The sequence below is a fragment of the Streptomyces sp. NPDC006643 genome (assembly GCF_042870175.1).
Classification (GTDB): Bacteria; Actinomycetota; Actinomycetes; order Streptomycetales; family Streptomycetaceae; genus Streptomyces.
In genome coordinates this window covers 120,264-146,683 of the sequence record NZ_JBIAHA010000001.1, presented here as the reverse complement: position 1 = coordinate 146,683, position 26,420 = coordinate 120,264, and the positions used below count along the sequence as shown (strand labels likewise).

Sequence of the window (26,420 nt, the reverse complement as noted above, 5' to 3'; positions counted from 1 at the left end):
GGGGCGTCACCCGACCTTCGACGCCAGATCGTCCGCCAGACCGTTCAGCACCGGCCCCGCGCTCTTGCCGCCGTAGATCTCCTGGAGCGCCGACGCCCAGCTCGTGGTCGCGTCGAAGAACTGCTCCTGCGGGGTGAACTGGATCCGTGTCTGGTCCTGGACCGCCTCGAACGTCTCGATGAAGCCCGGGAGTTCACTCATCTTGTCCCGGTACGCCGGGTCGTCGCTCACCGACTTGCGCACCGGATCGATGTGGTTGTACTCGATCGCGCCCTTGCGCAGATGCTCCTTGCCGGTGGCCCACTGGAGGAACAGCCAGGCCGCGCTCTTCTTCTCGCTCTTGGCGTTCATCCCCAGCGACCAGATCCACATGTTCGTCGCCAGCGACCCGTCGGGACCCTTCGGCCCGGGATGGAAGGCGATCTTCCCGGCGGCGGGCGAAGCGCCCTTCACCGCCTGGAAGTACGCGGCGGTGTCCGCGTCGAAGAGCATCCCCGCCTTCTTCGCGCCCAGATCGCTGGAGCACTGGTACCAGGTGTACGAGGTCCACGACGGCGGCCCGCCCTTCTTGACCATGTCCGCCCAGTCCCGGGTGAACGTGATGGCCTCGGGCGAGTTCATGGCGGGCTTCAGGCTCTCCCCGTCGACCGTGAAGTCCTTGAGCTTGTAGCGGGAGAACATCGTCATGAAGCCGGGATGGATCGTCGCCCAGCTCCGCGAACCGCGCACCGCGACCCCGTACATACCGTCGAAACCGGCGCCCGGCGCCTTGCGCTTGATGGTGCCGACGAGTTCACGCAGCTCGTCGAAGGACTCCGCGGGCCGCAGCCCCAGCTTGTCGAAGACCTCCGTGTTGTACGCGACGACGTTGGCCTCCCAGCCCCACGGCAGCGCGTACTGCCCGCCCTGGCCGAGCGGTGTGCCGGCCTTGAGAGACCACTGGGTGCCTTCGAGGAGGCTCGGCAGGAAGTCGTCCTGGTCCCATTCGGCGCCGGTGGCCGACTCGTTGCGCATCCACGGCCCCAGATCCTCCAGCCAGCCCGGCGGGCCGTACTGCCACACCATGTAGGCGCCGAGCATGAAGATGTCGTACGACGCCCGGCCGCTGGAGAGATCCACCGTCAGCTTGTCGAAGTAGTTGTCCTCGGGGAACACGTCGTACTCGACCTTGATGCCGGTCTTCGCGGTGAACGCCTTGAGATCGGCGATCAAGGCGTCCGTGTACGGGTGCTTGTTGAGCAGCGCCTTCACGGTCGTGCCCTTGTGCCGCCGCCAGTCGAAGGACCCGGTGACATCGTCGGCCGCCGAACCGTCGCTCTTGCTGTCGCCGCCACCGAAACCGGCGCCGCACGCGCTCAGCAGCGGGATGGAAGACGCCGCCGCCGTCAGCGCGAGAAACCGCCGCCGGTCGTGCCCGAGGTGCCCGTGCCTGTCCATCCGTGACCTCCACGGTCCGAGCGGATAACGCGTTCCTTCGAGTGGTTAACAGAGCTTGGAACACCGGTAGTTGCGCGTCAATCCCTCGCGCATCGCAAAGTCTCGGTGCAGAGTGAGAACTTCACAGAGGGAGCCGATATGTGGATGGGTATCGATCTCGGTACACAGAGCGTCCGTGCGGTGCTCGTCGGGGACGACGGGACCCTGCTCGGCAGCGGCGCCGCCCCACTCGGCGGAAGCCGCGACGGGGTACGGCACGAGCAGTCGCCGGACGACTGGTGGGAGGCGGCGCGCACGGCGATCGGCGGGGCGCTGGCGTCCGCGCCGGGCCGTGACGTCCGCGCGCTCGCCGTGTGCGGTACCTCCGGCACGGTCCTGCTCACCGACGGCGCGGGCCGCCCGCTGACCCCCGGTCTGATGTACGACGACGGGCGCGCCACGGCCGAGGCGGCGGCGGCAGGGGTGCAGCCCGCCTGGGCGCTGCCGAAGGCGATGTGGCTGCTGAACCGGTGTCCCACGACCTCGGGCGTACACCTCACCCACCAGCCGGACTTCATCGTCTCCCGCCTGACCGGCCGCCGTACGGCCACCGACTCCAGCCACGCCCTGAAGACGGGTTACGACCTGACGGCCGGCAGCTGGCCGCACGAGAAGCTGCACGCCCTGGGCCTGGCGCCCGACCTCTTCCCGGAGGTCGTACGCCCCGGCGCGCGCCTCGGCGAGGTCGGCGCCGACGGCGAGGCGGCCACCGGAATTCCCGCCGGCACCCCCGTCATCGCCGGGATGACCGACGGCTGCGCGGCCCAGATCGCCTCCGGCTCGCTCGACGTCGGATCCTGGAACTCGGTGCTCGGCACCACGCTCGTCCTCAAAGGCGTCACCGCCCGGCCGATCCACGACGAGACCGGCGTGGTCTACAACCACCGCGCCCCGGAAGGCAGTTGGCTGCCCGGCGGCGCCTCCGGCGTCGGAGCCGGCGCACTGTCCCACGCCTTCCCCGACGCCGACCCGGCGCGCTTCGACGCCCTCGCCGCCGCGCACGAGCCGTCCACCGCGCTCGCCTACCCGCTGGTCTCACGCGGCGAACGGTTCCCGTTCCTCGCCCCCGACGCCACGCCCTTCCTCCTCGGCGAACCCCGCTCGGACGCCGACCACTGGGCGGCGCTCCTCCAGGGCGTCGGCCACACCGAACGGCTCTGCCTGGACTACCTGGACCACCTCGGCGCCCCGCAGGACGGCCCGCTCACCTTCACCGGCGGCGGCTCGCGCAGCGCGTACTGGAACCAGCTGCGCACCGACATCCTCGGCCGCACCGTGCACATCCCCCGGCACAGCGAACCCGCCCTCGGGATGGCCGTCCTCGCGGCGTACGGCGCCGGCGCCGCCCCCACCCTCGCGGACGCCGCCGGCCGCATGATCGGCCTCGGCCATGTCCTGCGCCCCGACCCGGCGCGCACCGCGCGCTTCCTCCAGCCGTACCTGACGATGGTCGGCGAACTGGAACGGCGCGGCTGGCTCCCGGCACCCGTCGCCACCCACGCCCGCACGCGCGCCGACGCCTTGGAGACCTCATGAGTACGACCCTGCTGCTGGCCCGCCACGGCCAGACACTCTGGCACGCCGAGAACCGCTACGCGGGCGTGAGCGACATCGGCCTCACCGACGAGGGCCGCGCCCAGGCCCTGCGGCTCGGCCGGTGGGCCGGACAGCAGGCGGCGGCCGGCGCCCCCATCGACGCGGTGGTCACCTCGACGGTGCCCCGCGCCATCGCCACGGCGGAGCCGGCCTGCCGGGCACTGGACCTCGTACCGGAACGCGAACACGACCTGCGGGAATGCGACTTCGGGGTGATGGAGGGCCGCACCCTCGCCGAGTTCGAGACGGTGGACCCGACGGCGGCGGCGGCTTTCCGCGCCGACCCGGTGGTCAACCCCTTCCCCGCGGCGGAGGACCCCCGCACCGCCACCACCCGGGGAACGGCCGCGCTCCACCGCATCGCGTCGGCGCACGAAGGCGGCCGGGTACTGGTCGTGGCCCACAACACCCTGCTGCGCCTGGTGCTCTGCGACCTGCTGTCGATCCCGCTGAGCGACTACCGCAGGGTCTTCCCGGCCCTGCGGAACGCGGCGGTGAGCGAGATCCACCTGACCACCGACACCGGCCGCGCGGCGCTGCTGTCGCTGAACGTGCCGTGCGATCCGCGCCATCCGTAGCTCCGGATGCCCACGCCTCGGCTCGCACGAACCGCGGCCTGCTAGGTGTATGAGCCCTTCAACCACGCATTCAGGTGTTTCCGGCGTGGTTGTCTCGGTATTGGGCGTCCGTGATCTTCACACTGGGCAGTGCTACAGCCCGAGTTCATTCTGAGAAAGGCAGCTCAATGCGTCGTCGGATCGCCACTGTCCTGGTCGGGGCCTTCGCCCTCGTCACCGCCCTTGCCGCGCCCGCTTCCGCCATCGGCATCGACCTCGGTGGCGGCCTCACCTTCTAAAGCCTGTGCGGTGATTCCGCCCGTCACAGCAGCGCGAGGCCCGGCCGGGAGGCGCCCCCGGCCGGGCCTTTCGGGTGCTACAGCAGCTGCGGCAGGGCGATGTTGTTGATCAGGGGGCCCTCGATCGTGAGCCCGTCCTTGAGGAGGGACTCGGCGGCCGGGGGTACCGGGGAGGCGGTGGGTGCCGCCAGGGCCGGGGCGGTGTACGCGGCGGCCAGGGCGACCGTCGCGCAGACGAGGGCGGCGAAGCGATGGCGCATCGATGGCTCCTTTCCAGGACCGGGGGTGAATCGCGGTGATCAACGCCGGACCCGCTCATCGGTCACTGCCCGGCCCGCCAATCGCCGTGACCTACACCCGGGTGGCGTCGGCGGCGCCGCGTTCCGGCAGTTCCGGTCGCCGCCGTCAGCCGGTGAAGTAGTGGCCCTCTTCGAGGTCGGCGAGCAGGCCCGGGTGGGTCGGCCGCCAGTTCAGCAGTGCGCGGGTCCCGGCGTGGGGCATGGTGACGTCGAGGGCGATGAACGGGAACGTCCTGAAGTGCTCGGCGGCGGCGTCGGCCGGAATGCTCTTCGTCTCCACGCCCAGGTGCCGGCCGATGATCTCGGCGATGTCGCGGACCTGGACACCGTCCTCGGCGGCGCCGTACAGCTGCGCCCCGGCCGGGGCCTTCTCCAGCGCCAGCCGGTAGAGCCGGCCGATGTCCAGGACATGGGCGGCCGGCCAGCGGTTGGTGCCGTCGCCGACGTAGGCCGATACGCCCGTCTCGCGGGCGACCCTGATCAGCTGTGGGACGAATCCCGTCCTGTCGTGCGCGCTGTGGGTGACCGGCGGGATGGCGACGAGCACGGTGCGCACCCCCCGCTCGGTGAGGCCGGCGATCTCGCGGGAGACGACGGAGCGCGGGTTGGCGTTGACCGAGGCGTCGTGCTCCGGGTCCCCGTTGGGGGTCGCGCCGATGCCGATGAGGGTCTTGCCGGTGCCTGCCAGTACCTCGCCGAAGGTCCGTACGACGGTGAGGTCGGCAGCCGCCGCCTCGGCGAACTTCCCGGCCGCGATGGCCGCGTGGTCGAACGCGAGGTGGACGACCGCGTCCGCGCCGGCCGCGGCCTCGCGCAGATTGTCCAGGTCGGCCAGATCGCCGCGGCGCACTTCGGCGCCGAGGGCCGCCACCGCGGCGGCCGACTTCTCGGAGCGGGCGAGGCCGACGACCTCGTGGCCGGCCTCGCGGAGTTCGGGGACGACGGCCGAGGCGATGTAGCCGCCGGCACCGGTGACGAGAACACGCATGGCAGCTCCTGCGGGAGAAAGTGATGTGACTCGGTAACATCACCGTAGCAGAGTGACGGTACCGAGTCACATCACATAGGGTGTACGCCATGGCTCGATGGGAACCGAACGCGCGGGAGCGGCTGGTACGCGCCGCGATCGACCTGTTCGCGGAGCAGGGCTACGACAGCACCGCGGTCGCCCAGATCGCCGAGCGGGCGGGGCTGACCAAGACCACCTTCTTCCGGCAGTTCCGCGACAAGCGCGAGGTGCTCTTCGCCGGCCAGGAGGTCCACGGCCGGCTGCTCGCGCAGGGGATCGCCGAGGCGCCGGCGGGGGCCACCCCGCTGCGGGCCGTCGCCGCCGGTCTCGACGCGCTGACGGCCTCGTTCACCGCCGAACAGCGCGAGTTCGGCCCACGGCTCCTGCGGGTCGTCGCGGACAACGCCGAGCTTCGGGAGCGCTCGGAGTTCAAGCGGGCGAGCCTCGCGGAGGTGATGAGCGGGGCACTGCGCGAGCGTGAGGTGCCGGAGCCGGTGGCGGGCGTCGCCGCGGAACTGGGGGTCCGCGCGTTCCACTCCGCGTACGCGCGGTGGTGCGAGCCGGCCGAGGAGCGGACGCTCCCCGACCTCGCGCGCGAGGAACTCGACGGGCTCCGCGCGGCGATCACCGCGCTCGACTAGCGCCTGACAGCGCCTGGCCTGGCCCGCCCAGGCCTGTCCGGCGCGGGCTCAGATGTGGACCACGATCTTGCCCCGCGTGTGTCCGCGCTCGGCGTACGCGTGCGCTTCCGCGATCTGTTCGAACGGGAAGGTCCGCTCGACGCGTGGGATGTAGCGGCCCTGCCGCCCGAGTTCGGCCGCCTCGGCGAGGAGCGCCGGGTCGTTCGCCGCGTTGGCCAGACGCACACCGAGGCGATCCGCGTTGGCGTGGTCGGCGATCGTCGACACGCGCGCGGGGTCGCCCACGATCGCGACGAGATCGGGCAGGGACCCGGAGGCCGCGGTGTCGAGCGCGATGTCGACGCCGCCCGGAGCCAGGGCGGCGACGCGCTCCGCGAGGCCGGGGCCGTACGTGGTGGGAAGCGCTCCGAGAGAGCTGAGGAACCCGTGGTTTCGCTCGCCCGCCGTCCCGATCACGGTGGCGCCCTGAGCCACCGCGATCTCGACCGCGGCGCTGCCCACGCCCCCGGCGGCGCCCTCGACGAGAAGGGTGCGCCCCCGCAGCGGACCGAGCGCCTTCAGTCCGCCCATCGCGGTCACCGACGCCAGACCGGCGCCGGCGGCCTCCTCGTCGGTCCAGTTGGCGGGCGTGTGGGCCCAGGCCGAGAGCACGGCCAGCTCCGCCGTCGCGCCGGTGACACCGCCCAGCCCAAAGACACGGTCGCCGATGCTCACCCCCTGTACGTCCGCGCCGATCTCGTCGACCACACCGGCGGCGTCCCGCCCGGGAATCGCGGGCAGCTCCACGGGCAACACCTCGCGCACCACCCCGGAACGCACCTTCCAGTCAACGGGGTTGACGCTCGCCGCCGCGACGCGGACGCGGATCTCGCCGGATCCGGGGTGCGGGTCCGGCGCCTGCTCGACCACGAGGGTCTCCACACCGCCGTACTGGTGGTAACGGACTGCGCGCATGACGTTCTGCCTTTCCACGAGGCCCGAATCGGCCGTTCGTGAGATCAGTGGGGTGAATGTCCGGCCGCTGCCGACGCGCACTACGGTAAAAGCTGACGTCGGTGTCAGGTGCAAGTCCGGCGGCGCGCCGCCGCCGGAACAGAGGAGGACAGGTGCGCATCGGTGAGGTCGCCGAGAAGGCGGGAGTCAGCGTCCGGGCGCTGCGCTACTACGAGGAGCAGGAACTGCTCCAGGCGCGCCGCAGCCCCGGTGGCCAGCGGCACTATCCCGACGCGGCCGTCGGGCGGGTCAGGCTGATCCAGCAGCTGTACGCGGCGGGCCTGCCGAGCAGGGTGGTCCGCGATGTGCTGCCGTGCATGGACTCGGATGCGGAGGAAGCGCCCCCGAGACTGCTGGACCAGATGATGACCGAGCGGGTCCGCATCGACCGGCGGATCACCGACCTGCTCGCCGTGCGCGACCGGCTCGACGACGTGATCGCCCTCACGCGGGACCCTGATTCCGACTGCTCCCACCTGCTGCGCTGAGGTCCGACACCCGCTGACCGCCACCTGGCCGCCGTCACCGGCCCGGCGCCGCCGCCCGCCGCTGCCGTACGGCTCCGATCGCCGCGAGCCCCAGCGTCAGCACCCCCGTCGCCAACAGCTGATCACGTGTGTCCGGTTGACGGAGCATCAGGACGAACACCGTCGCCATGCCCGCCAGCGCCACCCAGGTCAGCGCCGGGAACAGCCACATCCGCACCACCAGCCTCTCGGGCGCCTCGCGCTCCGTACGGCGGCGCAGGATCAGCTGGGAGACCGCGATGAAGGCCCATACGACCAGGATCACCGCGCCCGTCATGTTCAGCAGCCACGCGAAGATGTCGTCCGGGCGCCAGTAACTGAGCAGTACGCACAGGAAACCGAAGGCCGACGAGGCGAGCACCGCGTTGCGCGGGACGCCGCCCGTCACCTTCCCCAGCACCCTGGGGCCCTGCCCGCGCACCACCAGGGAGCGGGCCATGCGCGAAGCGCCGTAGATGTTCGCGTTCATCGCGGACAGCAGCGCCACCAGCACCACGACGTTCATGATCTGGCCCGCGCCGGGGATGGCGAGCCGGTCGAGCATCGCGACGTACGGGCCGGAGCCCTTCTCCACGATCTTCGGGTCGTCCCACGGCACCAGCGTGACGATGACCGCCATCGAGCCGACGTAGAAGAGCGCGATGCGCCACATCGCCGTACGCACGGCCTTCGCGACGCCCTGGACCGGGCTCCGGGACTCGGCCGCCGCGATGGTGACCGTCTCCAGGCCGCCGTACGCGAAGACGGAGGCCAGCAGACCGATCACCAGGCCTTCCGAGCCGTTCGGCAGGAAACCGCCGTCGCCGGTCAGATTGGCGGTGCCGGGCGCGTCGGTGTCGGGCAGCACACCCAGGATCGCGAGCACGCCCAGCACGAGGAACAGCGCGATCGCGGCGACCTTGAGCGAGGCGAACCAGAACTCGAACTCCCCGAAGTTCTTCACCGCCGCGAGATTCGTGCCGAGGAAGACCAGCATGAAGCCCGCCACCCAGGCCCACTCCGGGGTCCCGGGCAGCCAGCCGGAGACGATCTGCGCCGCGCCGATCCCCTCAAGTCCCACCGCCACACAGAGCAGCACCCAGAAGGCCCATCCGGCGGTGAAGCCGGCCCACGGGCCGATCGCGCGCTCCGCGTGGACGGAGAACGAACCGGACGCCGGGTTCGCCGCCGACATCTCGCCGAGCATGCGCATCACCAGCATGACGAGCAGTCCGGAGGCGCCGTACGCGACGACGACCGACGGTCCGGCGGCGGCGATGCCCGCGCCCGAGCCGACGAACAGCCCGGCGCCGATCACCCCGCCGAGGGCGATCATCGACAGATGGCGCTGCTTGAGTCCGTGCGTCAGCGCGGAGTCGGCCGGGGGTGCGGCGGAGGTCTCGGAAGCGGCCTCCGGGACGGAAGTCCGAGGCGTGGGGGGTGACATGGGGCGGCCCTGTTCGCTGGCGGACGGTGGGGGGGACGGGGGAGCGGGAGCGGTACAGGGCTCCGGCCGCCCCTTTGGTGGGAAGTCACAGTCTGCTCGACAGTCGGCCCGTCACGCAAAATGATCTCCGTCGAGCCGTCACGACCCTCACCTCAGTGGATTCCGTGACGAGTGTCACGCCCATCGGCCGCATGGAGCGCGCGAGTTGTCGGGAGTCCACCATGAGGCGGGTCGACGTCTTGTGTCCGGTCACCCGTGTCCCGGCGTACGCCGGTGGGCTACCGTCAGCCTGTTCCCCTGCCCGTACACCTGTCCTCACCTCGCGGAGTCCCGATGAGCACTGCTGCCGCCACCACCCGCACCGGAGCGGTCCTCGCCGATCTGCTGCCCGCCGCCCGCAACCGCTACGCCGTCGACACGGCCCTCGTCCTGGGCGGCGCCGCGCTCACCGGCATCGCCGCGCAGATCGCCGTGCCGGTCCCCGGCTCCCCGGTCCCGGTCACCGGCCAGACCTTCGCCGCGCTGCTCGTCGGCACCGCGCTGGGCGCCCGCCGGGGCTTCCTCGCGCTCGCCGTCTACACCCTGGTGGGCATGGCCGGTGTGCCGTGGTTCTCCGAGGGTTCGTCGGGTCCCGGCGGCGCCTCCTTCGGCTATGTCCTCGGCATGCTGCTCGCCGCCACCGTCGTGGGCTCGCTGGCCCGGCGCGGCGGCGACCGTTCCGTACCCCGCACCGCCGGCACGATGGTGCTCGGCTCCGTGATCATCTACGCGGTCGGCGTGCCGTATCTCGCGGTCGCGGCCAACCTGTCGCCGAGCGCGGCCGTCGCCGCCGGGCTCACCCCCTTCCTGCTCGGTGACGCGCTCAAGGCCGCGCTGGCGATGGGGCTGCTGCCCGCGTCCTGGAAGCTCGTCGGCCGCCAGGACTGACCTACGGGTCGTCCGGCCCACGGGCCGTACTGCGGGTCGTCCGGCCTACGGGTTGTCCGGGACGATGTTGTAGTTACGACGGAACAGGTTCGCCGGGTCGTACCGGGCCTTGAGCCCGGCGAGCCGGCGCGCCGTCCCCTCGTCGTACAGCCCCTCGGTCCTGGCCCCGTCGCCGAAGGCGAAGTTGAGCGAGCGGCCGACGGTCACCGGAGCCAGCCGCTCGAAGAACCTCCCGTACAACTCCCGTACCGGCGCCAGCTCCGGGCCCGCCAGCGGCGACAGCCCCCGGAGCAGGAACGCCGCTCCACGGTGCGGTACGGCATTGGGCACCGCCGGCCGCCTCGCGAGCGCCCCGCCCAGCGCGTTGAGCTGCACGATGCACATCACCGGCGCGCCCGGACCCGTCAGCTCCAGCGACTCCGTCAGCGTCCCCGCGTCCAGCCCCGACAGCATCGCGCTGTCCCCCCAGTAGGCGTGCGGGAATTCGGGATCGCTGTGGATCGTCGCCGACTCCGTGTACGGCATCTCCCGCAGCGAGTCCGTGATCACCGGCCCGATCGCCCGCAGCGGCGCCACCAGGCGCTCGCCGTGCGCCTCGTCGCCGGTGAACGCGATCCGGATCGAGAGCGTGTACCGGCCCCGCAGGAACGGCGGCACCTGCTCCAGGTCCGGGTAGACCATCACGGCGAGCGACGAGGTCAGCGTGTCGGGCACGGTCTCCACCCAGTCCAGATAGGTCCGTACGACCTCGTCGCGCAGCTCGCCGTCGAAGAGCAGCGCCCCGCCGTACAGCCGCGCGACCGGCGCCAGACCCACCTCAAGGGCCGTCACCACACCGAAGTTGTGCCCGCCGCCGAGCAGCGCCCAGAACAGATCGGGGTCGCTCGCCGGTGTCACGTGCCGCAGCCGCGCGTCGGCGGTGACCACGTCCAGTGAGCGCACATGGTCGGCGGCGTAGCCGAACTCCCGTGCCAGCAGGCCCAGTCCACCGCCCAGGAGATACGAGACGGCGCCGACCCCCGGCGCCGAACCGTTCAACGGGGCCAGCCCGTGCGGCCCCGCCGCCTCGACCACCTGCCGCCAGCGCACCCCCGCCTCGATCCTGGCCGTACGCGTACCGGGATCGATCCGTACCCCGTCCATCCGCCGCGTCGTGATCAGCAGCCCGCCCTCGGCCGCCGCCGGCACACCGTGGCCCGTCGCCTGGACACCCACGGGGAGCCCGTGCGCGGCGGCATGGGCGACGGCCGCCCGGACATCGCCCTCGCCCGTGGCCCCGACGACCACCTCGGGGCGCGGGGCGAAGCCGAGCTGGAAACCGGCCACCTCGTCGTCGTAGCCGGGGTCGCCGGGCCGAAAGACATACGGCAGCGCCGTGAGTGAGCTGTCGGACATGGGACGTTCTCCCTCCATACTTGGGTACGCGCCGAGAGGCGCGTCCGGACACCGGCAGACTCCCGCCGATACCTGACATCCACCGTCATGTATGCGTAACGAACTCTCGACCCCGGAGCGCTCCGCACCACGCCCGACGTGCCACACTTCGCCCATGCGCGTGTATCTCGGCTCCGACCATGCCGGCTTCGAACTCAAGAACCACCTCGTCGAGTGGCTGAAGGCCCATGGCCACGAGCCCGTCGACTGCGGCCCGCACATCTACGACGCCCAGGACGACTATCCGCCGTTCTGCCTCCGCGCCGCCGAGAGGACGGCGGCCGACCCGGCGGCCCTCGGCATCGTGATCGGCGGCTCCGGCAACGGCGAGCAGATGGCCGCGAACAAGGTGAAGGGCGTGCGCGCCGCGCTCGTCTGGAACGAACAGACCGCCGCGCTCAGCCGCGAGCACAACGACGCGAACGTGATCTCCATCGGCGGCCGGATGCACAGCCAGGCCGAATCGACGAAGTTCGTGGAGATCTTCCTGGCCACCCCGTACACGGGTGAGGAGCGCCACGCGCGCCGGATCGAGATGCTCGCGACGTACGAGACGTCCGGCGAACTGCCCCCGATCCCGGCGCACCACCCGCGGCAGGACTGAGCGCGGCCCCGTAACAGAGTGACGGTGCCGCCGGGCGCGCGCCCGGCGGCACCGCCATGTCACCACCCCCACGCCTGACGCCTGACGCCTCAAGGAGACCCCGTGCCCGAGGGGCATACGATCCACCGCCTCGCCGAGGACCTGACCGAACGCTTCGCCGGGCGCCCGGTACGCGTCGCCAGCCCGCAGGGCCGGTTCGCCGAGAGCGCCGCGCTGCTCGACGGACGGGTGCTGGACGGCGCGAGCGCGCACGGGAAGCATCTCTTCGTCGGCTTCGGGGACAACGGCTGGATCCATGTCCATCTCGGCCTCTTCGGGAAGGTCGCGCTCGGTGACACCCCCGCCCCGCCGCCCACCGACACCGTCCGGCTGCGACTGCTGAGCGACACCTCGTACCTGGACCTGCGCGGTCCCACCGCCTGCGCGCTGATCACCGAACCCGAGAAGCGGGCGATACACGACCGGCTCGGTCCCGACCCGCTGCGCCGGCCCGGCGCGGAGGGCAACGACCCGGAGCGCGCGTGGGCCCGGATCTCCCGCTCACGTACCACCGTCGCCGCCCTGCTCATGGACCAGAAGGTCATCGCCGGCGTCGGCAACGTCTACCGGGCCGAGGTCCTTTTCCGGCACGGCATCGACCCGTACCGCGCCGGCCGCGATCTCACCCGCGCCGAGTGGGACGCGATCTGGGCCGACCTCGTCGCGCTGATGCGGGAGGGCGTGAAGTACAACCGGATCGACACCGTACGGCCCGAGCATCTGCCCGAGGCCATGGGCCGCGCGCCGCGCGTGGACGACCACGGCGGTGAGGTGTACGTCTACCGGCGCGCGACCATGCCGTGCCATCTGTGCGGCAGCGAGATCCGTACGGCGTCACTCGTCGCCCGCAATCTGTTCTGGTGCCCCGGCTGCCAGCGGGCGTAGGACAGCCGGCGAAGGACGCCGACGCCTGGACCGGACCCGGCCGCCGTCAGAAACCGTGCGGCAGCCACGGCGCGACCGGCGACGCGAACGCCACCGACGCCTCCGCCAGCGCGCCGGGGCGCAGTTCGCGTACGAGCCCCGCCCCCGCCAGCGCCGCCGGTGACGCGTCGCCCAGATACATCGAGGCCAACTCCCTTACGGAGAGCGACAGATCGGCCGCGTCCGCCGTCCGCTCGCACGACGCGCCCTTCTCGTCACCGGTCAGCCGCCAACGGCCCTCGTTCCAGGGGCAGAAGGCGTCGTCCACCTCCAACACCACGTCCACCGGCGCCTGGTACGCCCGCGCCGCGAGCGCCGCGCCCACCTCCACCAGCCGTACGTACAACGAGTCCCGCAGCCGGATGTTGGAGCGCCGGACGTCCGAGACCAGGAACTGGACCGCGTCGTCCACCGGCAGATTCGACACACTCACCGACGATGTCAGGTCGATCCCTCCGAGGAAGCGCCAGAGCGTGGCGCGGGTCACCGGATCCAGGGCCGCCAGCTGATCGACCACGACCGTGCCCTTCGGCCCCGCCGCGTCCCAGGTCGGCTTGACGCGATACAGCGCGTACCCCACCACCTCGGCGTCGTCGCCCTCGCCGCGCCGCGCGAGTACGCAGCTGAGCGCGGAGGCGCCCTCGCGGCTCTCCGGCGCGTCCAGCAGCAGCTTCCGGTCCCAGCCGGGCCGGCGCTCCAGCATGCCGGGGCGGCCCGGGACCAGGCGCGCGTACACCGACTCGATCGGCTCACGCGCGTCGTCCAGCGCCGCGTAACGCAGCCGTATCCCGTCGTCGGCGCCGTCCGCGCCCGTCGCGCCGTCGCCGCGCGGCATCCGGAACGAGACGCGCGAGGTGTCGATCTCGGCGCTCAACTGCCGGGTCCCGACGCCGTATCCGAACCGGCCGTAGATCTCGGGCTCCGACGCGGTCAGCAGCGCGACCGGCTGCCCCCACGAGCGGACGTCGTCCAACTGCCGCCGCATCATGGAGGTGAGGATCCCGCGCCGCCGGTGCGTCGCCGCCACGCTCACCATCGTCACGCCCGCCGCCGACACGGTTCCGCCGCCGGGCACCGTGAGCCCGAAGGTGAACGCGCCCGCCGTTCCCACACACTCCTCGCCGTCCCACACCCCGACGGAGCGTTCGCACTCCGTCACGGAACGCCACACCTCGCGCTCCTCGGTGGAGCTGACGAGCGCCCCGCCGAACGCTCTCTCCAGCGTCCCGAACCAGCGGTCCCAGTCGGCGGCTTCGAGTACTCGCAAGTCTGTGGTCATATGCCATCAGTACCAGGACGTGGGTGGTCGAGGCGACCCGGTATCGAACGCAATGTCACCGGGGTCCCCCTGCACGCCCGGCCCGCTGATGGATAGGGTCCAACGACAATGGCCAGTGGCGCGAAAGCGGATTCGTACACGGCCCGGCTGCGCAAGTCGCTGCACCGGGCCCGCAACGCCGTGCGCAAGTCCGGGGTGGACTACTTCCGCGGCGACGGCTCGGACTGGATCGCTCTCGTCGGACTGCTGCTGACCGTCCCGGGAATCGCCTTCGCCACCATGTCCGTTCCGGTCTGGTTCGCGCCGTCCGCGCTCGTCCTGCCGATCGTCGCCGGGGGACTGCTGCTGCGGCCCTCCAGCCTCCTCGCCCTGTACGCCGCCGCCGCTGTCGCCCTGATCGTCGAATCGCTCGTCCTCGGCCCGTACGCCCAGGGGCCGGCCACCGTGACACCGGGCACCGTCCTGGTGGTGGCGGCCTGCGGGCTCTTCGGGCTGCTGATCGCCCAGTTCAGGGCCCGCGTCGGGGTGCCGTGGCGGCGCGGCGGCACGATGCTCTTCGACCTGCGCGAACGTATCCGGGTCCAGAGCGCCCTGCCACGGCTGCCGAAGGGCTGGCACCGCGAGATGGCCCTGCGGCCGGCCGGGGGCCAGTCCTTCTCCGGCGACTTCGTCGTCGCGGCCCGCACCAACGGTGGCCGCACCCTCGAAGTCGTCCTCACGGACGTCTCCGGCAAGGGCATGGACGCCGGCTCCCGCGCGCTGCTGCTGTCCGGCGCCTTCGGCGGCCTGCTCGGCTCGCTCCCGCCGCACGGCTTCCTGCCGGCCGCCAACGGCTATCTGCTCCGCCAGGACTGGGACGAGGGCTTCGCGACCTCCATCCATCTCGTCCTGGACCTCGAATCGGGCGACTACGAGCTGCTGTCGGCGGGCCATCTGCCCGCGCTGCAACTCCACGCCGGCAGCGGCCGGTGGGAGGAGATGGCGGGCGAGGGCCCGCTGCTCGGCGTCTACGACGGGGCGGAGTTCGACCCGGTGAAGGGGTCGCTGCTGCCGGGCGACGTACTGATGCTGTTCACGGACGGCCTGGTCGAGGCGTCGGGCCGCGATCTGAGCGAGGGCATCGACCGGCTCTCCGGCGAGGCGGACCGCTATGTCGCGGCGGGCTTCGAGGGCGCGGCCTGGCATCTGATCGAGGCGGTGGCGAAACACGTGAACGACGACCGGGCGCTGCTGCTGATCTGCCGGGAGGGCTGAGCCGGTGGCGGGACCGGACGCGTCGGCCGACGCGGGCGAGGCCGTCGCTCGGGCGGTCGGTGCCGGCCCGGACCCGGCGAAACCGTCGGGGCAGTCAGGGCAGTCAGGGCAGTCGGGGCGTTCGTTGGGGCGCCCGTTCGCCTGGCTCTGGGCGGCGTACGCGGCCAGCGCGTTCGGCACCCGCTTCGCCTTCGACGCGTTCACCCTGATCGCGATCCTCGTCCTGCACGTCGGCCCGACCCAGGTCTCGCTGCTGGCCGCCGCCGGACTCGCGGTGGGCGCGGCGGTGGCCGTACCGCTCGGACCGTGGGTGGAGTTCCGCCGTAAACGCCCCGTGATGGTGGCGATGGACCTGATCCGCTTCGCGGCGCTGATGAGCGTCCCCGCCGCGTACGCCCTCGGCGCGCTCGGCTTCGCCCAACTCCTCGTCGTGTCCGTCGTCGTCGCGGCGGCCGACATCACCTTCACCGCCGCGAGCGGCGCGTACCTGAAGTGGCTCGTACGCCCGGAGGACCTGCTCGTCGCCAACGGCCGCTTCGAATCCACGACATGGACCGCCACCATCCTCGGCCCGCCCGCCGGCGGCGCCGCGATCAGCCTGCTCGGCCCGCTGACGACCGTGGTGGTCAACGCGGTCAGCTATCTGCTCTCCGCCATCGGCGTACGCGCGATCGGCGGGCAGGAGCCGCTCCCCGTGCGCACCGGCGACAAGCGGTTCCGCGCGGCCGACGTGTTCGAGGGATGGCGGTACATCCTGGCCCACCCGGCGCTGCGCCCGCTGTTCTTCAACACCGCTCTCGTCAACGGCCTGATCATGGCGCCGGTGCCGCTGATCGCCTTCCTCATGCTCGGCCCCCTCGGGTTCGCCCCCTGGCAGTACGCCGTGGCGTTCGCGGTGCCCTGCGTCGGCGGCATCATCGGCGCACGCCTCGCCCAGCCCCTGGTCACCCGGTTCGGCCGCCACCGGGTCATGCTCACCTCGGGCACCCTGCGCGCGTGCTGGCCGCTCGCCCTGGCCTTCGTCGGCCCCGGCATCGGTGGGATGGCGCTGGTCATCACGGTCGAACTGGTGCTGATCACCTGCATCGGCGTCTTCAACCCGGTGTACGCCACCTACCGTCTGGAACAGACCCCGACGGACCGGACCGTGCGCACCCTCTCCGCCTGGTCGGTCACGACCAAGACCACCACCGCGGCTCTGACGGCACTGTGGGGCCTGCTGGCCGCCGCGACGGGCCCGCGCACGGCCATCGCGCTGGCGGGCCTGCTGCTCCTGACGACACCGCTTCTGCTACTGGGACGCGACTACGCGCCGAAGCCGGCGGCCCGTTAGGCCGCCACGGGGCCGGCACCGGCACCCACCGGCACCGGCCCCGTCGTCACGTGTCTAGCCGGGCAGATGGTTGAACGCGATGCCGTTGGTGAGCGAAGTGAGCCCGCCCTGCACCCCGTCGATCTTCACTGTCTGACCCGTCACGTGCTTCACATAGACCCGCATGACGAAATCGCGGCTTCCACAGCCGGGATCCACCGGCAGATCCGGCAGCGCGAAGTACGCGACCGAGTGGTGCGCGTCGTCCGTCACGGTCTTACGCGCGGCCGTGCTGTGCGTGCGGCACGCGTGGTCGGTGGCATCGAGCTGGACGAACTCGAACCGCGTGTCCAGCACCGCGTTCTCGCCGCGCGGATGGGCCTGCATGGAGGCCGCGCACGAGGCTGTTCCCTCGGGGCACGTGGTCAGTTCGACGTTCGCCTGCGCCGAGACCGCGGTCGCGTCCGGCCGCGCCCGCCACTGGTACGACGGGGTGCCGTCGTCGTAGAACACCCACGCGTCGGACCTGGCCGGGGCGCCGCCGACGTACGTACAGGCTCCCGCCGGGTCCGCGCTCTCGCACGAGGGGTTCTGCCACCACCGGGCGCCGAGCTGATCGGCGGTGCTGACTTCCAGCCAGGTGCCCTTCGGCACGGCCGTCAAGTGGTAGGTGCCGGGGAGGGTCGAGTAGGCGGAGCCGTACAGGAAGCAGGTGTAGACGCCGGCGGCCGGTGCGGTGAGGAGCAGGTCGGCGAAGAGGGGGAGATGGCCGGGTGTCGCGTACGTGGCCGTGTCGTAGCCCTCGTGGTTACGGGCCGAGGCCGCGATGACGGGCACCGTCGAGCCGGTGGCGTTCACGCATTTCACTCGGTTGGTCAGGCCGACGATTCCGGTTGTCGAGCTGGTGGCTTCCAGGCGGCCACGCAGATGCCGCTTCTCACCGGCGGCGAGTGTCAGCGTCTGTCTGAGAAGTTCGACCGTGGCTCCGCGCGGTATGTCCTTGTCCGCGGTGAGCGTGACACGGGTGTTGCCACCGGTGCCGGCCCGGGCCTGTGCGGGCCAGAGCGGCACCAGTGCCAGGGCGAGGACGGTGATGAGTAAGGGGCGTAGGAGCGAGGATGGCTGCATGATCGCACGCTAGGGTCAACTCCCCTTGCGACACGAACGGTTGAGCGGAAGCGGACGGTTCGGGGGCCGGGGCGTGGGCGCCGCCGGCCCCCGTGGCGGTTCAGGCGCCGGACGTCTTCGTCAGCGACAGTTCACCACCGGTGGCGGCCCCGCCGTCACCGCCGCCGCCGCGACCGCCACCGGGCAGCACCCGGGCCAGCCAGTGCGACTTGGCCGCCGCCAGCGGGCCGAGGACCGCGAGGATCAGGACATAGCCCGCGATGAACGGCGCCAGCCGCGCGTCCAGCGCCGCCCCCGCCGCCATCGTCGCCAGGATCAGGGCGAATTCGCCCCGCGCGACCAGAGTCGTCGCGATGTTCGCGGCGGGGCCGGAGCCGAAGCGGTAGACACGGGCGGCCACCAGCCCGGCCAGGATGTTCATCGTCAGCGTGACGGCGACGGCGGCCAGCACCGGCCACAGCACCGTCGGCAGGTCGCCCGGATTGATGGAGAGCCCGAAGGCGAAGAAGAAGATGGCGCCGAACGCGTCCCGCAGCGGGTGCACGAGGGTGCGGATCCGGTCGCCGGAGGTCGTACTGCCCAGCATCAGACCGACCATGAACGCGCCGATCGCGTCCGCGACACCGAACCACTCGGAGACCCCGGCCATGAAGACCGCGGCGCCGAGGAAGGAGATGACGAGCAGTTCGTCGTCCTTCGTGTTGATGAGGCGGCCGATGACCTTCTTGCCGAAGCGCGCGGCCAGCGCCAGCAGCAGCAGGAATCCGAACGCCTTGCCGCCGTCGGTCAGCGCGGCCGAGAGACTGTCGGCGCCGGACAGGATCGGCTGGAGCGCGGCCAGGTACAGCGCCAGGAAGATGTCCTCGACGACGATGATCCCGAGGATCGGCTTGGTCTCGGGATTCCCGATACGGCCCAGGTCGACCAGGATCTTCGTGACGATCGCGGACGAGGAGATTCCGAGCACACCGGCGAGGACCAGCGCCTCGGACGTGCCCCAGCCGAGCGCGAAGCCGAAGCCGAGCCCGGCGCCGACGTTCAGCGCGAGATACGCGCCACCGGCGAGGGCCATCTTCCGGCCGCCGGCCTTGAGATCGTCCAGATGGAATTCGAGACCGAGGTAGAAGAGCAGCAGTACGAGGCCGAGGGCCGACAGCATCTCCAGCTCGTGCGGATCGGAGACGAGCACGATGCCGGGTGTGTGCGGGCCGAGCAGGATTCCGGCCAGGATGAACAGCGGGATCGTCGGCAGCTCGATCCGGCTGCCGAGGCGGGCGAGGAAAGCGGCGGCGAGGAAGGCGCCACCCATGGCTATGAGCGTGTCTGCGTGTCCGATGGGACCGTTCCTCCATACAAGTCAAAGGCGCGTCAAGGATGCGTCAGTAATTAGTTTACCAAACGATTTACTCTGCAACTTTTGACCGACCCATGGAGTTGGCCCTATGACATATCTCAGCCTGACCGAGGTGGAGTTGATCGCCCGCGAGGCGCACGCCGCCCAGACCGACAAGGCCGGCCGGCCGTACGTCGAGCACCTTCGGGCGGTCGCCGACGGGGTCAGGGCGCGGGGCGGCACCGACGAGCAGATCGCGGCGGCCTGGCTGCACGACTCCGTCGAGGACGGCGCGCTCTCCCGCGCGTGGCTGGACGGGGCCGCGCTGCCGGCGGCGGTCAAGGAAATGGTCCTGGCGGTGACGAAGGTGCGGGGCGAGGACACCGCCGCGTACACCCGCCGGATCCTGGCCACGCCGGGCGCGCTCCTCGTCAAGGAGTCGGACCTGGCGCACAACGCGGATCCGGGCCGCCTCGCCGTGCTGGACGAGGCGACCCGGATCAGGCTCACCGAGAAATACGCGGAGGTACGACGGCTACTCGGCCTGCCTCGCTGACGTACGGACGTCCGCCCCGCGCGGGTCCCGCCGGAAGGCCCACGACATCTCCGGCTCGGTGGCGAAGCGGAAGAGCCGCCGGACCGGCGGCGTGCACAGCAGCGTCATCACCGCGCCCGCGAGCAGCGTCAGGAAGACCCGGCCGGCGGGCTCGGTCAGCCAGGCGTTCGTGTCGAAGATGCCGCTGTAGACGGCGCCCTTGACCAGGAAACCGTGCAGCAGATAGCCGCAGATCGTGCCCGCGCCGAGTGCCGTGAACCACATCGCGCGGCGCGGCACCCACGCCAGGAACGCGGCCGTCAGCACCACCGAGCAGCCGAACAGCGCGAAGGTCATGACGACGCCCAGCCACCACGGCGCCCCCTGATCCTGGGCCGCGCTGTTGTGGTAGAACCACGCGTTCTGCATCCGTGCCGCCGCCCAGTACGCGAAGACGAGCGCGCCCGCGAAGACCGGCACGGCCAGCAGCCTGACCTCCCGGCGGCGGACCAGCTGGAAGTGCTCGGGCTTGAGGACGAGCCCGAGCACGAAGAGCGGCAGGAACTGGAGCACCCGCTGGAGGTTGAGGTCCTCGCCGATGTTCGGCGTGAACGAGGCGAGCGCGGCGATACCGAGAGCGACCGGCAGCGGGTGACGCAGCGACAGCCAGATCGGGGTGGTCAGCCGCCAGATGAACAACGCGGCCAGGAACCAGGTGAGATACCAGGGGTCGAGCAGACTGATCGGGTGGCCCGGATCGTTCGTGACCCGCTTGAACAGCGAGTACGCCACCTCGAAGACGATGTACGGGACGGCGATCCCGGTCAGCAGCCGTCTGATCTGGTGCGGTCTGCCGGTGTAACTCCGGGAGAAATAGCCCGAGATGATGATGAAGGCCGGCATGTGGAACGAGTAGACGACCATGTACAGCGCCTTCGTCGCCCGGCTGCCCTCCATCACGGGCTCCCAGGCGTGTCCCATGGCCACCAGCACGATGGCCAGGTACTTCGCGTTGTCGAAGAACGCGTCTCGCTTCGTGGACGTCTTGGGCGTGGGGGGCGCCGACTTCGCTGAATCCTGAGGGGTCCGTACAGGGGTTTCGGCCACAGCGGCCGATGCGGTCTGTGCCGTTGGGGGGATGGCATCCAACTCCCCGGTCTGGGGGAGCGAGGCCCTCTCATATCCGTGCGGAGCGTGAGACATCTGATTAACCCTAGCGCCGCACAATGCGCGGAGTAAAACCTCCCGCGTAACTGGGGTGTTCGGCACCGAAACAGTCGCCCACCGGTAGATATGCCCCTGTTAATCCCCCTTAAATGGTGCATATCATCAGGGTCTGCCGTGCATGGTGACTGCGTGTGAATTCACTGGGGTGAGCTGTCGGGAGGTCAACTCGAATTACCTGTGAAGGAGCTGTGAGAGCGACTGTGCGCTCACCCCGAATTGACGTCCGCATTTATCCCCCGCCGCAGGCGCAACCGTCCCCCCACCCGGCCCCCCGGCCACGCGATTGGCGTGATCCTTACCTCGATGATTCGTCACGGACGCCCACACGGGCGGAGGTTGGTGGCACGATGGAGGGAGCGGGTATGTGCGAGGCCGTGAGCTCCCGCGGCCGGCAAGGTGGACCGACCGAGGGTGTGATCAGTTGTGGCCATTTCACTGTCTGTGGTGCTGCTGTTGGCGATCGTCCTCGTGGTACTGATCCGCGGCGGCTCCCTGAAGGGCGGCCCGGCCATCGTCGCGATCCTGTTCGGCTTCTTCCTGGCCTCCACGGACATGGCACCGTCGGTGAACAGGTTCATGGACTCGATAGCGGAGACGATCAACCAGATCAGCTTCTAGCCATCCCCGACACCGGACACCACACGAGACGGCTCGCTCTTCCCCGGGCGAGCCGTCTTGTACGTGCGGGAACGCACGCGCTGTGATTGCGCCGCAGCTCGTCCGGCGGCCGGTGAACTCCCGTACCCGCCGGGCGAGTAGCGACGGATCGGACACGGGGAGACATCGGTGACATTCGACGAGGAGTGGGCCCAGCTCAAAGCGGACGCCGCGACCAGGATGAATCTGGCCACCGCCGGTGACGGCGGTGGCCCGGGTGACGGTGACCTCAAGACCTCGAAGACCGCCTGGAACAGAGCGGCGACGAGCATCGCCGAGCTGCGGGGCGACCTCAAGAAGGCGGCGGTGAGGCTTGACGACGGACAGACCGGACTCGGAGCGGGTGACGCCGTCACGGGATTCGTCACCGGCGCGGCGCAGGCCGGCGTCCATCAGACCTGGCAGCGCTACCTGAACCTGGTCGGCCGCGAATGCGGTGAGGTCGCGGGGAAGCTGAGGCACGCGGGCAATGACCTCTACAAGAACGACCAGGCCATCGAGGAGGCGTTCACCCAGCAGGCGACCAAGCCCGAGGCGCCGCCCGCCGGCGGCGGCCACCCGTCGGCCGGGGGGCGATGACGCGTCATGACGAGTCTCAGCACGTTACGGGACGCGAAGCCGGCCGAGTTCGAGCAGGCGGCCGACGGCTATCAGGCGGTCGGCAAGGCGGCCCACGCGGCCAAGGACCGCATCACCGACCAGACCATGGTTCAGATGCGCGGCGGCGAGTTGAAGGGCGCGGCGCTGACAGCCGCGCTGAAGCGGTTGGAGCGGCTGAGCGACAACTTCCACTACACACAGGTCGAATGCGGCCTGATCACCCTGGCGTTGAACGGCTTCGCCGCCGAGCTGAGGTCGGCGCAGCGGAAGCTGAACGACGCGATGGACGACGCGGTCAGTGCGGGCTTCACGGTCCAGGGCGACGGATCGGTGCACTGGGAGGCGACGTTCGGTGAGGTCAGGGAAGACGCCGACTTCAAGCGTACGAAGGCCCAGGGCTTCGCCGACCGCATCGGTGACGCCCTCGGCGACGCGACGAAGGCGGACCAGAAATGGGCCCCGCAACTGGAGCGGCTGAAGGCGCACAACGACCTCACCGTCTCGGACAAGGACTGGGCCGACGTACACAACGACACCGTCGCCCTGCGGAAGGTGTCGGGCGGCCACCTCGCCAAGGACGACATCCCCGACGGCAAGTCCCCCGCGGAGAACGCCAAGTGGTGGAGAGGGCTCACCGCCGACGAACGAGCCGGCTACACCGCGCTCTATCCGGCCTCGGTGGGCGCGCTTGACGGATTGCCGAGCGATGTCCGCGACGACGCCAACCGCACGGTGCTGGAGGAGAAGAGGGCCAAGTTCCAACTGGAACTCGACTCGTTCCCGAAGATGCCCATGAAGTATCAGCCGCCGACTTCCAGCACCACGGACGAGTACGACGAATGGCGGGACAGGACCGGCGGGGAGGACCGGATCGAGTTCTTGGAGGAATCCCTCAAAGGCATGGAACAGATCGAGGAACGGTTCGACCGCACCGGAACGGCCCCAAAGCCCGGTGAATCAATTCTTCCTCAAGCGTATCTTCTGGGTTTCGACCCTGTAGGCGCCGGAGACGGCCGGGTCATTATCGCCAACGGCAATCCGGATACCGCCGATCACACGGCGGTGTATGTGCCAGGGACCGGAGCCGGCCTTTCCAATATCGGAGGTGATCTCGCACGAGGTGAGATCCTCTGGGGGGCGAGCCAGGTCGCCGCCCCCGGCAGAGAGATTTCCACCATCACCTGGCTCGACTACGACACCCCCAGATCGGCGGTCCCGATCAAGGACGGTGACTTCGTTCCCGAGGCCACCGACCCTGAATACGCCCAGAAAGCGGCTCCCGCTCTCAACCAGTTCATGAGCGGCGTCCAGGAGGCTCAGGGCGGGCCCGACGGCAGTCACACCACGATCGTCGGACACAGCTACGGCAGCACGGCCATCGGCGAGGCGTCGAAACACGGCGATCTCGCCGCCGACGACATCGTGGTCGCCGGCAGCCCCGGCATGCAGACGGGCCACGCGGACAACCTTGACGTGGACAAGGGGCACGTATGGGCGATGGCGGGTTCCTTCAGTGTGGATCAAGTGCCGGAAGGGGGACGCCTGGTCGGTCTCGGGGGCGACAGGAACGTACCCACCGATCCCGAATTCGGCGCCAACATCATGCGCACCGACACAGTGGATCACAGCGGCTACTGGAGAGAGGGCTCGCTGAGTCTGCTGAACCAGGCCGCCGTCATCACGGGGAAATACGACGAGGTGAAGCTTGACTAGGCGTCTGGTGGAGATGCTGCTCGTGATATCCATGGCCGCGACACTGACAGGATGTTCAGGAATGTCTGGATCTGATGAGGCGCCCGAGATCCGAGAAGTGGATGCCGCGCGAACCGACGCGGTGACGTACGCCGAGCAGATCAGGGAGGTCATCGGGCTGCCCGGCAAACTCTCCGACGCTGGTCCCAAAGTTACGCCGTGCGGAGAAAAGGATTTCGAGAAGTACTACTCGCTGGGCCACTTCTGGAGCCTGTACGACGTGCCTGTCGCGGATATGGAAAAGGCGATGGTGCGTCTCAAGGGCGAACTCCCCGCGCACGGCTGGAAGATCGACCACTACGGTCCTGACTCCAGCCGGGCGAGAAGTCTCGAACTCACGGCCGTAACCACGAAGAAGAACTACTCCCTGAGCATCACACTTCTGGACAGGCGCGGACGCAGTGACGATCCGTCCATGATTTCCGTCGCTCTCGGCTCCGCCTGTCTCCAGGTCCCCGAGGGATCGAAGGTCGACATCTGACAGCACGGCAGAACAACGCCGAGAGCCGGTGTCCACATCGCGTGGACACCGGCTCTCGTCTGACTGTTTCCTGCCAAGAGCGGGCGACGGGAATCGAACCCGCGTAGCTAGTTTGGAAGACTAGGGCTCTACCATTGAGCTACGCCCGCACGGGCCGCAGGTCACGAGGATCGCGGCACCGGAAACATCGTAGCGGGTCCGTGGCGTCCCACGCACACCACATCTCCCCCGGTTATTGGGTCCGGCGTACCGCTCGCGGGCATGTACCCTACGTGTCGCACCGACGGGGTGTGGCGCAGCTTGGTAGCGCGTCCGCTTTGGGAGCGGAAGGTCGTCGGTTCGAATCCGGCCACCCCGACCATCAGTACACGTGCCTGTTCATGATCGCGTTGTGGGCCTCATCCTGCTTGCGGCTACTATGCAAGCTGCGTGCCCGTGTGTCTGAAGAGACTGCGAAGAACCGGGCCGAATCCGCTGGTCCGCCGGAGTCACGGTGGGCGGCAGAACCCCAGAATCAGCCACCAAGGAGACCGAACCGTGAAGAGCGCCGTGGAGACCCTGAACCCGACCCGGGTTCGGCTCACTGTCGAGGTGCCCTTCGAGGAGCTCAAGGACAGCCTCGACGCGGCGTACAAGAAGATCAACGAGCAGGTCACGGTGAAGGGCTTCCGTAAGGGCAAGATCCCCGCCCGCGTCATCGACCAGCGGTTCGGCCGTGGAGCTGTGCTGGAGGAGGCCGTCAACGACGCCCTTCCGAAGTTCTACACGGAGGCCGTCAACGAGGGTGAGCTCAATGTCCTCGGGCAGCCCGAGGTCGACATCAAGGAGCTGAAGGACGGCGAGCTGCTCTCCTTCACCGCCGAGGTCGACATCCGCCCGGTCATCGAGATCCCGGACTACTCCGGCATCGAGGTCACCGTCGACGCGGTCGACGTGTCCGACGAGGACGTCGACAAGTCCGTCGACGAGCTGCGTGAGCGCTTCGCCTCCACCAACCCCGTGGAGCGCGCCGCCGCCGAGGGCGACGTCGTGACGATCGACCTGGAGGCCAAGGTCGACGGCGAGGTGCTGGAGGACGGCGTCGCGAGCGCCGTGCAGTACACCATCGGCTCCGGCGAGCTGCTCGACGGCATCGACGAGGCCGTGACCGGCCTGGAGGCCGGTGGCGAGGCCACCTTCACCTCCCAGCTCAAGGGCGGCACCGCCGAGGGCAAGGACGCCGAGGTCTCCGTCAAGGTCACCCAGGTCGCCGCCCGCGAGCTGCCCGACCTGGACGACGAGTTCGCGCAGATGGCCAGCGAGTTCGACACCCTGGACGAGCTGAAGGCGGACAGCCGCAAGCGCCTCGGCAGCATGAAGCAGTACGACCAGGCCACCCAGGCCCAGGAGCGCGTCCTCGACGAGCTGCTGAAGCTGGCCGAGGTCCCGATCCCCGAGAAGCTTCTCGAGGACGAGATCAAGACCCGCAAGCACAACCTGGAGCACCACCAGCTCGGTCAGATGGGCCTCGACCTTCCGAAGTACCTGGAGATCCAGGGCAAGACGGAGGAGGAGTTCGACGAGGAGACCAAGGAGCAGGCGGTCAAGGGCATCAAGACCCAGTTCATCCTCGACGAGCTGGTCAACAAGGAGAAGCTGAACGTGAACCAGGAGGAGCTCACCGAGCACCTCATGCGTCGCGCGCAGTCCTCCGGCATGTCGCCCGACCAGTTCGCGCAGGCCGTCGTCGAAGGCGGCCAGGTGCCGATGCTCGTCGGCGAGGTCGCCCGCGGCAAGGCGCTCGCCGTGGTGGTCGAGGCCGCCAAGGTGACCGACACCAACGGTGAGGTCGTCGACCTGGAGGACGACGAGGACGACGAGACGGACGCCACCGCCGAGACGGCCGACGCCGCCGAGGCCTCCTCCGACGAGGCCGGGGCCGAGGCCAAGACCGACGCCGCCGCGGACGACAAGCCCGCGGACGCGAAGAACGAGGGCTGAGCGTCCCCGCTCGACCGGATCTCCGGGCCCCGGACGCGACTCGCGCCCGGGGCCCGCTCCGTTCCCCGCCCCGCCGCCGCACACCCTCCCCGGGCCCTGCCACCACTCAACTACCTTGCGCTGCCAGCGAA

Annotated in this window: 25 protein-coding genes and 2 tRNA genes; 16 read left to right on the top strand and 11 right to left on the bottom strand. The window is 70.2% G+C overall.

Features of this window, described 5'->3' with window-relative positions; genetic code table 11:
- Positions 1–6 precede the first annotated feature (6 nt).
- A complete protein-coding gene (locus ACFYNU_RS00590) occupies positions 7–1,437 on the bottom strand; it encodes a sugar ABC transporter substrate-binding protein (RefSeq protein ID WP_356589998.1) in 1,431 nt (476 codons plus the stop codon).
- Positions 1,438–1,581: 144 nt separating this feature from the next.
- On the opposite strand from ACFYNU_RS00590, the gene ACFYNU_RS00585 reads away from it, so the two are divergent.
- A complete protein-coding gene (locus tag ACFYNU_RS00585) occupies positions 1,582–3,012 on the top strand; it encodes an FGGY-family carbohydrate kinase (RefSeq protein ID WP_388764643.1) in 1,431 nt (476 codons plus the stop codon).
- Positions 3,009–3,650, top strand: coding sequence for a histidine phosphatase family protein (locus ACFYNU_RS00580; protein WP_356590003.1), 642 nt, complete (start codon positions 3,009–3,011; stop codon positions 3,648–3,650). Before ACFYNU_RS00585 ends, ACFYNU_RS00580 begins: the two co-directional genes overlap by 4 nt.
- A 355-nt stretch (positions 3,651–4,005) precedes the next feature.
- Here the strand turns inward: ACFYNU_RS00580 and ACFYNU_RS00575 are convergent, their stop codons facing one another.
- Positions 4,006–4,188, bottom strand: coding sequence for a hypothetical protein (locus ACFYNU_RS00575; RefSeq protein WP_356590005.1), 183 nt, complete (start codon positions 4,186–4,188; stop codon positions 4,006–4,008).
- Positions 4,189–4,333: 145 nt separating this feature from the next.
- Complete coding sequence (locus ACFYNU_RS00570; protein WP_356590007.1) at positions 4,334–5,215, bottom strand: NAD-dependent epimerase/dehydratase family protein; 882 nt, start codon at positions 5,213–5,215, stop codon at positions 4,334–4,336.
- Between the two features lie 89 nt (positions 5,216–5,304).
- Between ACFYNU_RS00570 and ACFYNU_RS00565 the strand changes: the two genes are divergently transcribed.
- Positions 5,305–5,877: a helix-turn-helix domain-containing protein gene (locus tag ACFYNU_RS00565; protein ID WP_356590009.1), complete on the top strand. Its 573-nt coding sequence runs from the start codon at positions 5,305–5,307 to the stop codon at positions 5,875–5,877.
- Between the two features lie 48 nt (positions 5,878–5,925).
- Here the strand turns inward: ACFYNU_RS00565 and ACFYNU_RS00560 are convergent, their stop codons facing one another.
- Positions 5,926–6,831 (bottom strand): NADP-dependent oxidoreductase, encoded by a 906-nt coding sequence (locus ACFYNU_RS00560; protein WP_356590011.1) that lies wholly within the window; start codon positions 6,829–6,831, stop codon positions 5,926–5,928.
- A gap of 152 nt (positions 6,832–6,983) precedes the next feature.
- Here ACFYNU_RS00560 and ACFYNU_RS00555 point away from each other — a divergent pair, with 152 nt between their 5' ends.
- Entirely contained in the window at positions 6,984–7,358 is a 375-nt protein-coding gene (locus tag ACFYNU_RS00555) for a MerR family transcriptional regulator (protein WP_356590013.1), read from the top strand.
- A gap of 34 nt (positions 7,359–7,392) precedes the next feature.
- On the opposite strand, the gene ACFYNU_RS00550 is transcribed toward ACFYNU_RS00555, so the two are convergent.
- Positions 7,393–8,823: an amino acid permease gene (locus tag ACFYNU_RS00550; protein ID WP_356590015.1), complete on the bottom strand. Its 1,431-nt coding sequence runs from the start codon at positions 8,821–8,823 to the stop codon at positions 7,393–7,395.
- 333 nt (positions 8,824–9,156) lie between these two features.
- On the opposite strand from ACFYNU_RS00550, the gene ACFYNU_RS00545 reads away from it, so the two are divergent.
- Entirely contained in the window at positions 9,157–9,750 is a 594-nt protein-coding gene (locus ACFYNU_RS00545) for a biotin transporter BioY (protein WP_356590017.1), read from the top strand.
- 45 nt (positions 9,751–9,795) lie between these two features.
- Here the strand turns inward: ACFYNU_RS00545 and ACFYNU_RS00540 are convergent, their stop codons facing one another.
- A complete protein-coding gene (locus ACFYNU_RS00540; RefSeq protein ID WP_356590019.1) occupies positions 9,796–11,145 on the bottom strand; it encodes an FAD-binding oxidoreductase in 1,350 nt (449 codons plus the stop codon).
- Positions 11,146–11,299: 154 nt separating this feature from the next.
- On the opposite strand from ACFYNU_RS00540, the gene ACFYNU_RS00535 reads away from it, so the two are divergent.
- Together ACFYNU_RS00535 and ACFYNU_RS00530 are read left to right on the top strand one after the other, a co-directional pair.
- Positions 11,300–11,788 carry a ribose-5-phosphate isomerase gene (locus tag ACFYNU_RS00535; protein ID WP_388764635.1) on the top strand — a complete coding sequence of 163 codons (489 nt, stop codon included), beginning with the start codon at positions 11,300–11,302 and terminating at the stop codon, positions 11,786–11,788.
- Positions 11,789–11,890: 102 nt separating this feature from the next.
- Entirely contained in the window at positions 11,891–12,712 is an 822-nt protein-coding gene (locus tag ACFYNU_RS00530) for a DNA-formamidopyrimidine glycosylase family protein (protein ID WP_356592925.1), read from the top strand.
- 46 nt (positions 12,713–12,758) lie between these two features.
- Here the strand turns inward: ACFYNU_RS00530 and ACFYNU_RS00525 are convergent, their stop codons facing one another.
- Complete coding sequence (locus ACFYNU_RS00525; RefSeq protein WP_356592923.1) at positions 12,759–14,030, bottom strand: GNAT family N-acetyltransferase; 1,272 nt, start codon at positions 14,028–14,030, stop codon at positions 12,759–12,761.
- Between the two features lie 108 nt (positions 14,031–14,138).
- Between ACFYNU_RS00525 and ACFYNU_RS00520 the strand changes: the two genes are divergently transcribed.
- Together ACFYNU_RS00520 and ACFYNU_RS00515 are read left to right on the top strand one after the other, a co-directional pair.
- On the top strand, positions 14,139–15,284 hold the full coding sequence (locus ACFYNU_RS00520; protein WP_356592921.1) for a PP2C family protein-serine/threonine phosphatase: 1,146 nt from the start codon (positions 14,139–14,141) through the stop codon (positions 15,282–15,284).
- A gap of 124 nt (positions 15,285–15,408) precedes the next feature.
- Positions 15,409–16,617, top strand: a complete 1,209-nt coding sequence (locus ACFYNU_RS00515; protein ID WP_356592935.1) for an MFS transporter — start codon at positions 15,409–15,411, stop codon at positions 16,615–16,617.
- A 54-nt stretch (positions 16,618–16,671) separates the two neighbouring features.
- Here ACFYNU_RS00515 and ACFYNU_RS00510 read toward each other — a convergent pair whose 3' ends face one another.
- Positions 16,672–17,724, bottom strand: coding sequence for a hypothetical protein (locus tag ACFYNU_RS00510; RefSeq protein WP_356592919.1), 1,053 nt, complete (start codon positions 17,722–17,724; stop codon positions 16,672–16,674).
- A gap of 100 nt (positions 17,725–17,824) precedes the next feature.
- Positions 17,825–19,033 carry a cation:proton antiporter gene (locus ACFYNU_RS00505; protein ID WP_356592917.1) on the bottom strand — a complete coding sequence of 403 codons (1,209 nt, stop codon included), beginning with the start codon at positions 19,031–19,033 and terminating at the stop codon, positions 17,825–17,827.
- Positions 19,034–19,166: 133 nt separating this feature from the next.
- Between ACFYNU_RS00505 and ACFYNU_RS00500 the strand changes: the two genes are divergently transcribed.
- Positions 19,167–19,613 carry an HD domain-containing protein gene (locus ACFYNU_RS00500; RefSeq protein WP_356592915.1) on the top strand — a complete coding sequence of 149 codons (447 nt, stop codon included), beginning with the start codon at positions 19,167–19,169 and terminating at the stop codon, positions 19,611–19,613.
- Here the strand turns inward: ACFYNU_RS00500 and ACFYNU_RS00495 are convergent.
- A complete protein-coding gene (locus ACFYNU_RS00495; protein WP_356592913.1) occupies positions 19,593–20,795 on the bottom strand; it encodes an acyltransferase family protein in 1,203 nt (400 codons plus the stop codon). The genes ACFYNU_RS00500 and ACFYNU_RS00495 overlap by 21 nt on opposite strands.
- Before the next feature lie 447 nt (positions 20,796–21,242).
- Between ACFYNU_RS00495 and ACFYNU_RS00490 the strand changes: the two genes are divergently transcribed.
- From ACFYNU_RS00490 to ACFYNU_RS00475, 4 genes are all read left to right on the top strand, one after another.
- Positions 21,243–21,437 carry a hypothetical protein gene (locus tag ACFYNU_RS00490; RefSeq protein WP_031231641.1) on the top strand — a complete coding sequence of 65 codons (195 nt, stop codon included), beginning with the start codon at positions 21,243–21,245 and terminating at the stop codon, positions 21,435–21,437.
- A 168-nt stretch (positions 21,438–21,605) separates the two neighbouring features.
- Positions 21,606–22,055, top strand: a complete 450-nt coding sequence (locus tag ACFYNU_RS00485; RefSeq protein ID WP_356592911.1) for a hypothetical protein — start codon at positions 21,606–21,608, stop codon at positions 22,053–22,055.
- Between the two features lie 6 nt (positions 22,056–22,061).
- The gene (locus ACFYNU_RS00480; RefSeq protein WP_356592909.1) at positions 22,062–23,789 is read left to right on the top strand and encodes an alpha/beta hydrolase; all 1,728 of its coding nucleotides are present in this window, start codon (positions 22,062–22,064) and stop codon (positions 23,787–23,789) included.
- A 7-nt stretch (positions 23,790–23,796) separates the two neighbouring features.
- Entirely contained in the window at positions 23,797–24,309 is a 513-nt protein-coding gene (locus tag ACFYNU_RS00475) for a hypothetical protein (RefSeq protein ID WP_356592907.1), read from the top strand.
- 78 nt (positions 24,310–24,387) lie between these two features.
- On the opposite strand, the gene ACFYNU_RS00470 is transcribed toward ACFYNU_RS00475, so the two are convergent.
- Positions 24,388–24,458 (bottom strand) — tRNA-Gly (locus ACFYNU_RS00470).
- 135 nt (positions 24,459–24,593) lie between these two features.
- Here ACFYNU_RS00470 and ACFYNU_RS00465 point away from each other — a divergent pair.
- Positions 24,594–24,670: transfer RNA gene (locus ACFYNU_RS00465), tRNA-Pro, on the top strand.
- A 176-nt stretch (positions 24,671–24,846) separates the two neighbouring features.
- Positions 24,847–26,289: a trigger factor gene (gene tig / locus ACFYNU_RS00460; RefSeq protein WP_356592905.1), complete on the top strand. Its 1,443-nt coding sequence runs from the start codon at positions 24,847–24,849 to the stop codon at positions 26,287–26,289.
- Positions 26,290–26,420 lie beyond the last annotated feature (131 nt).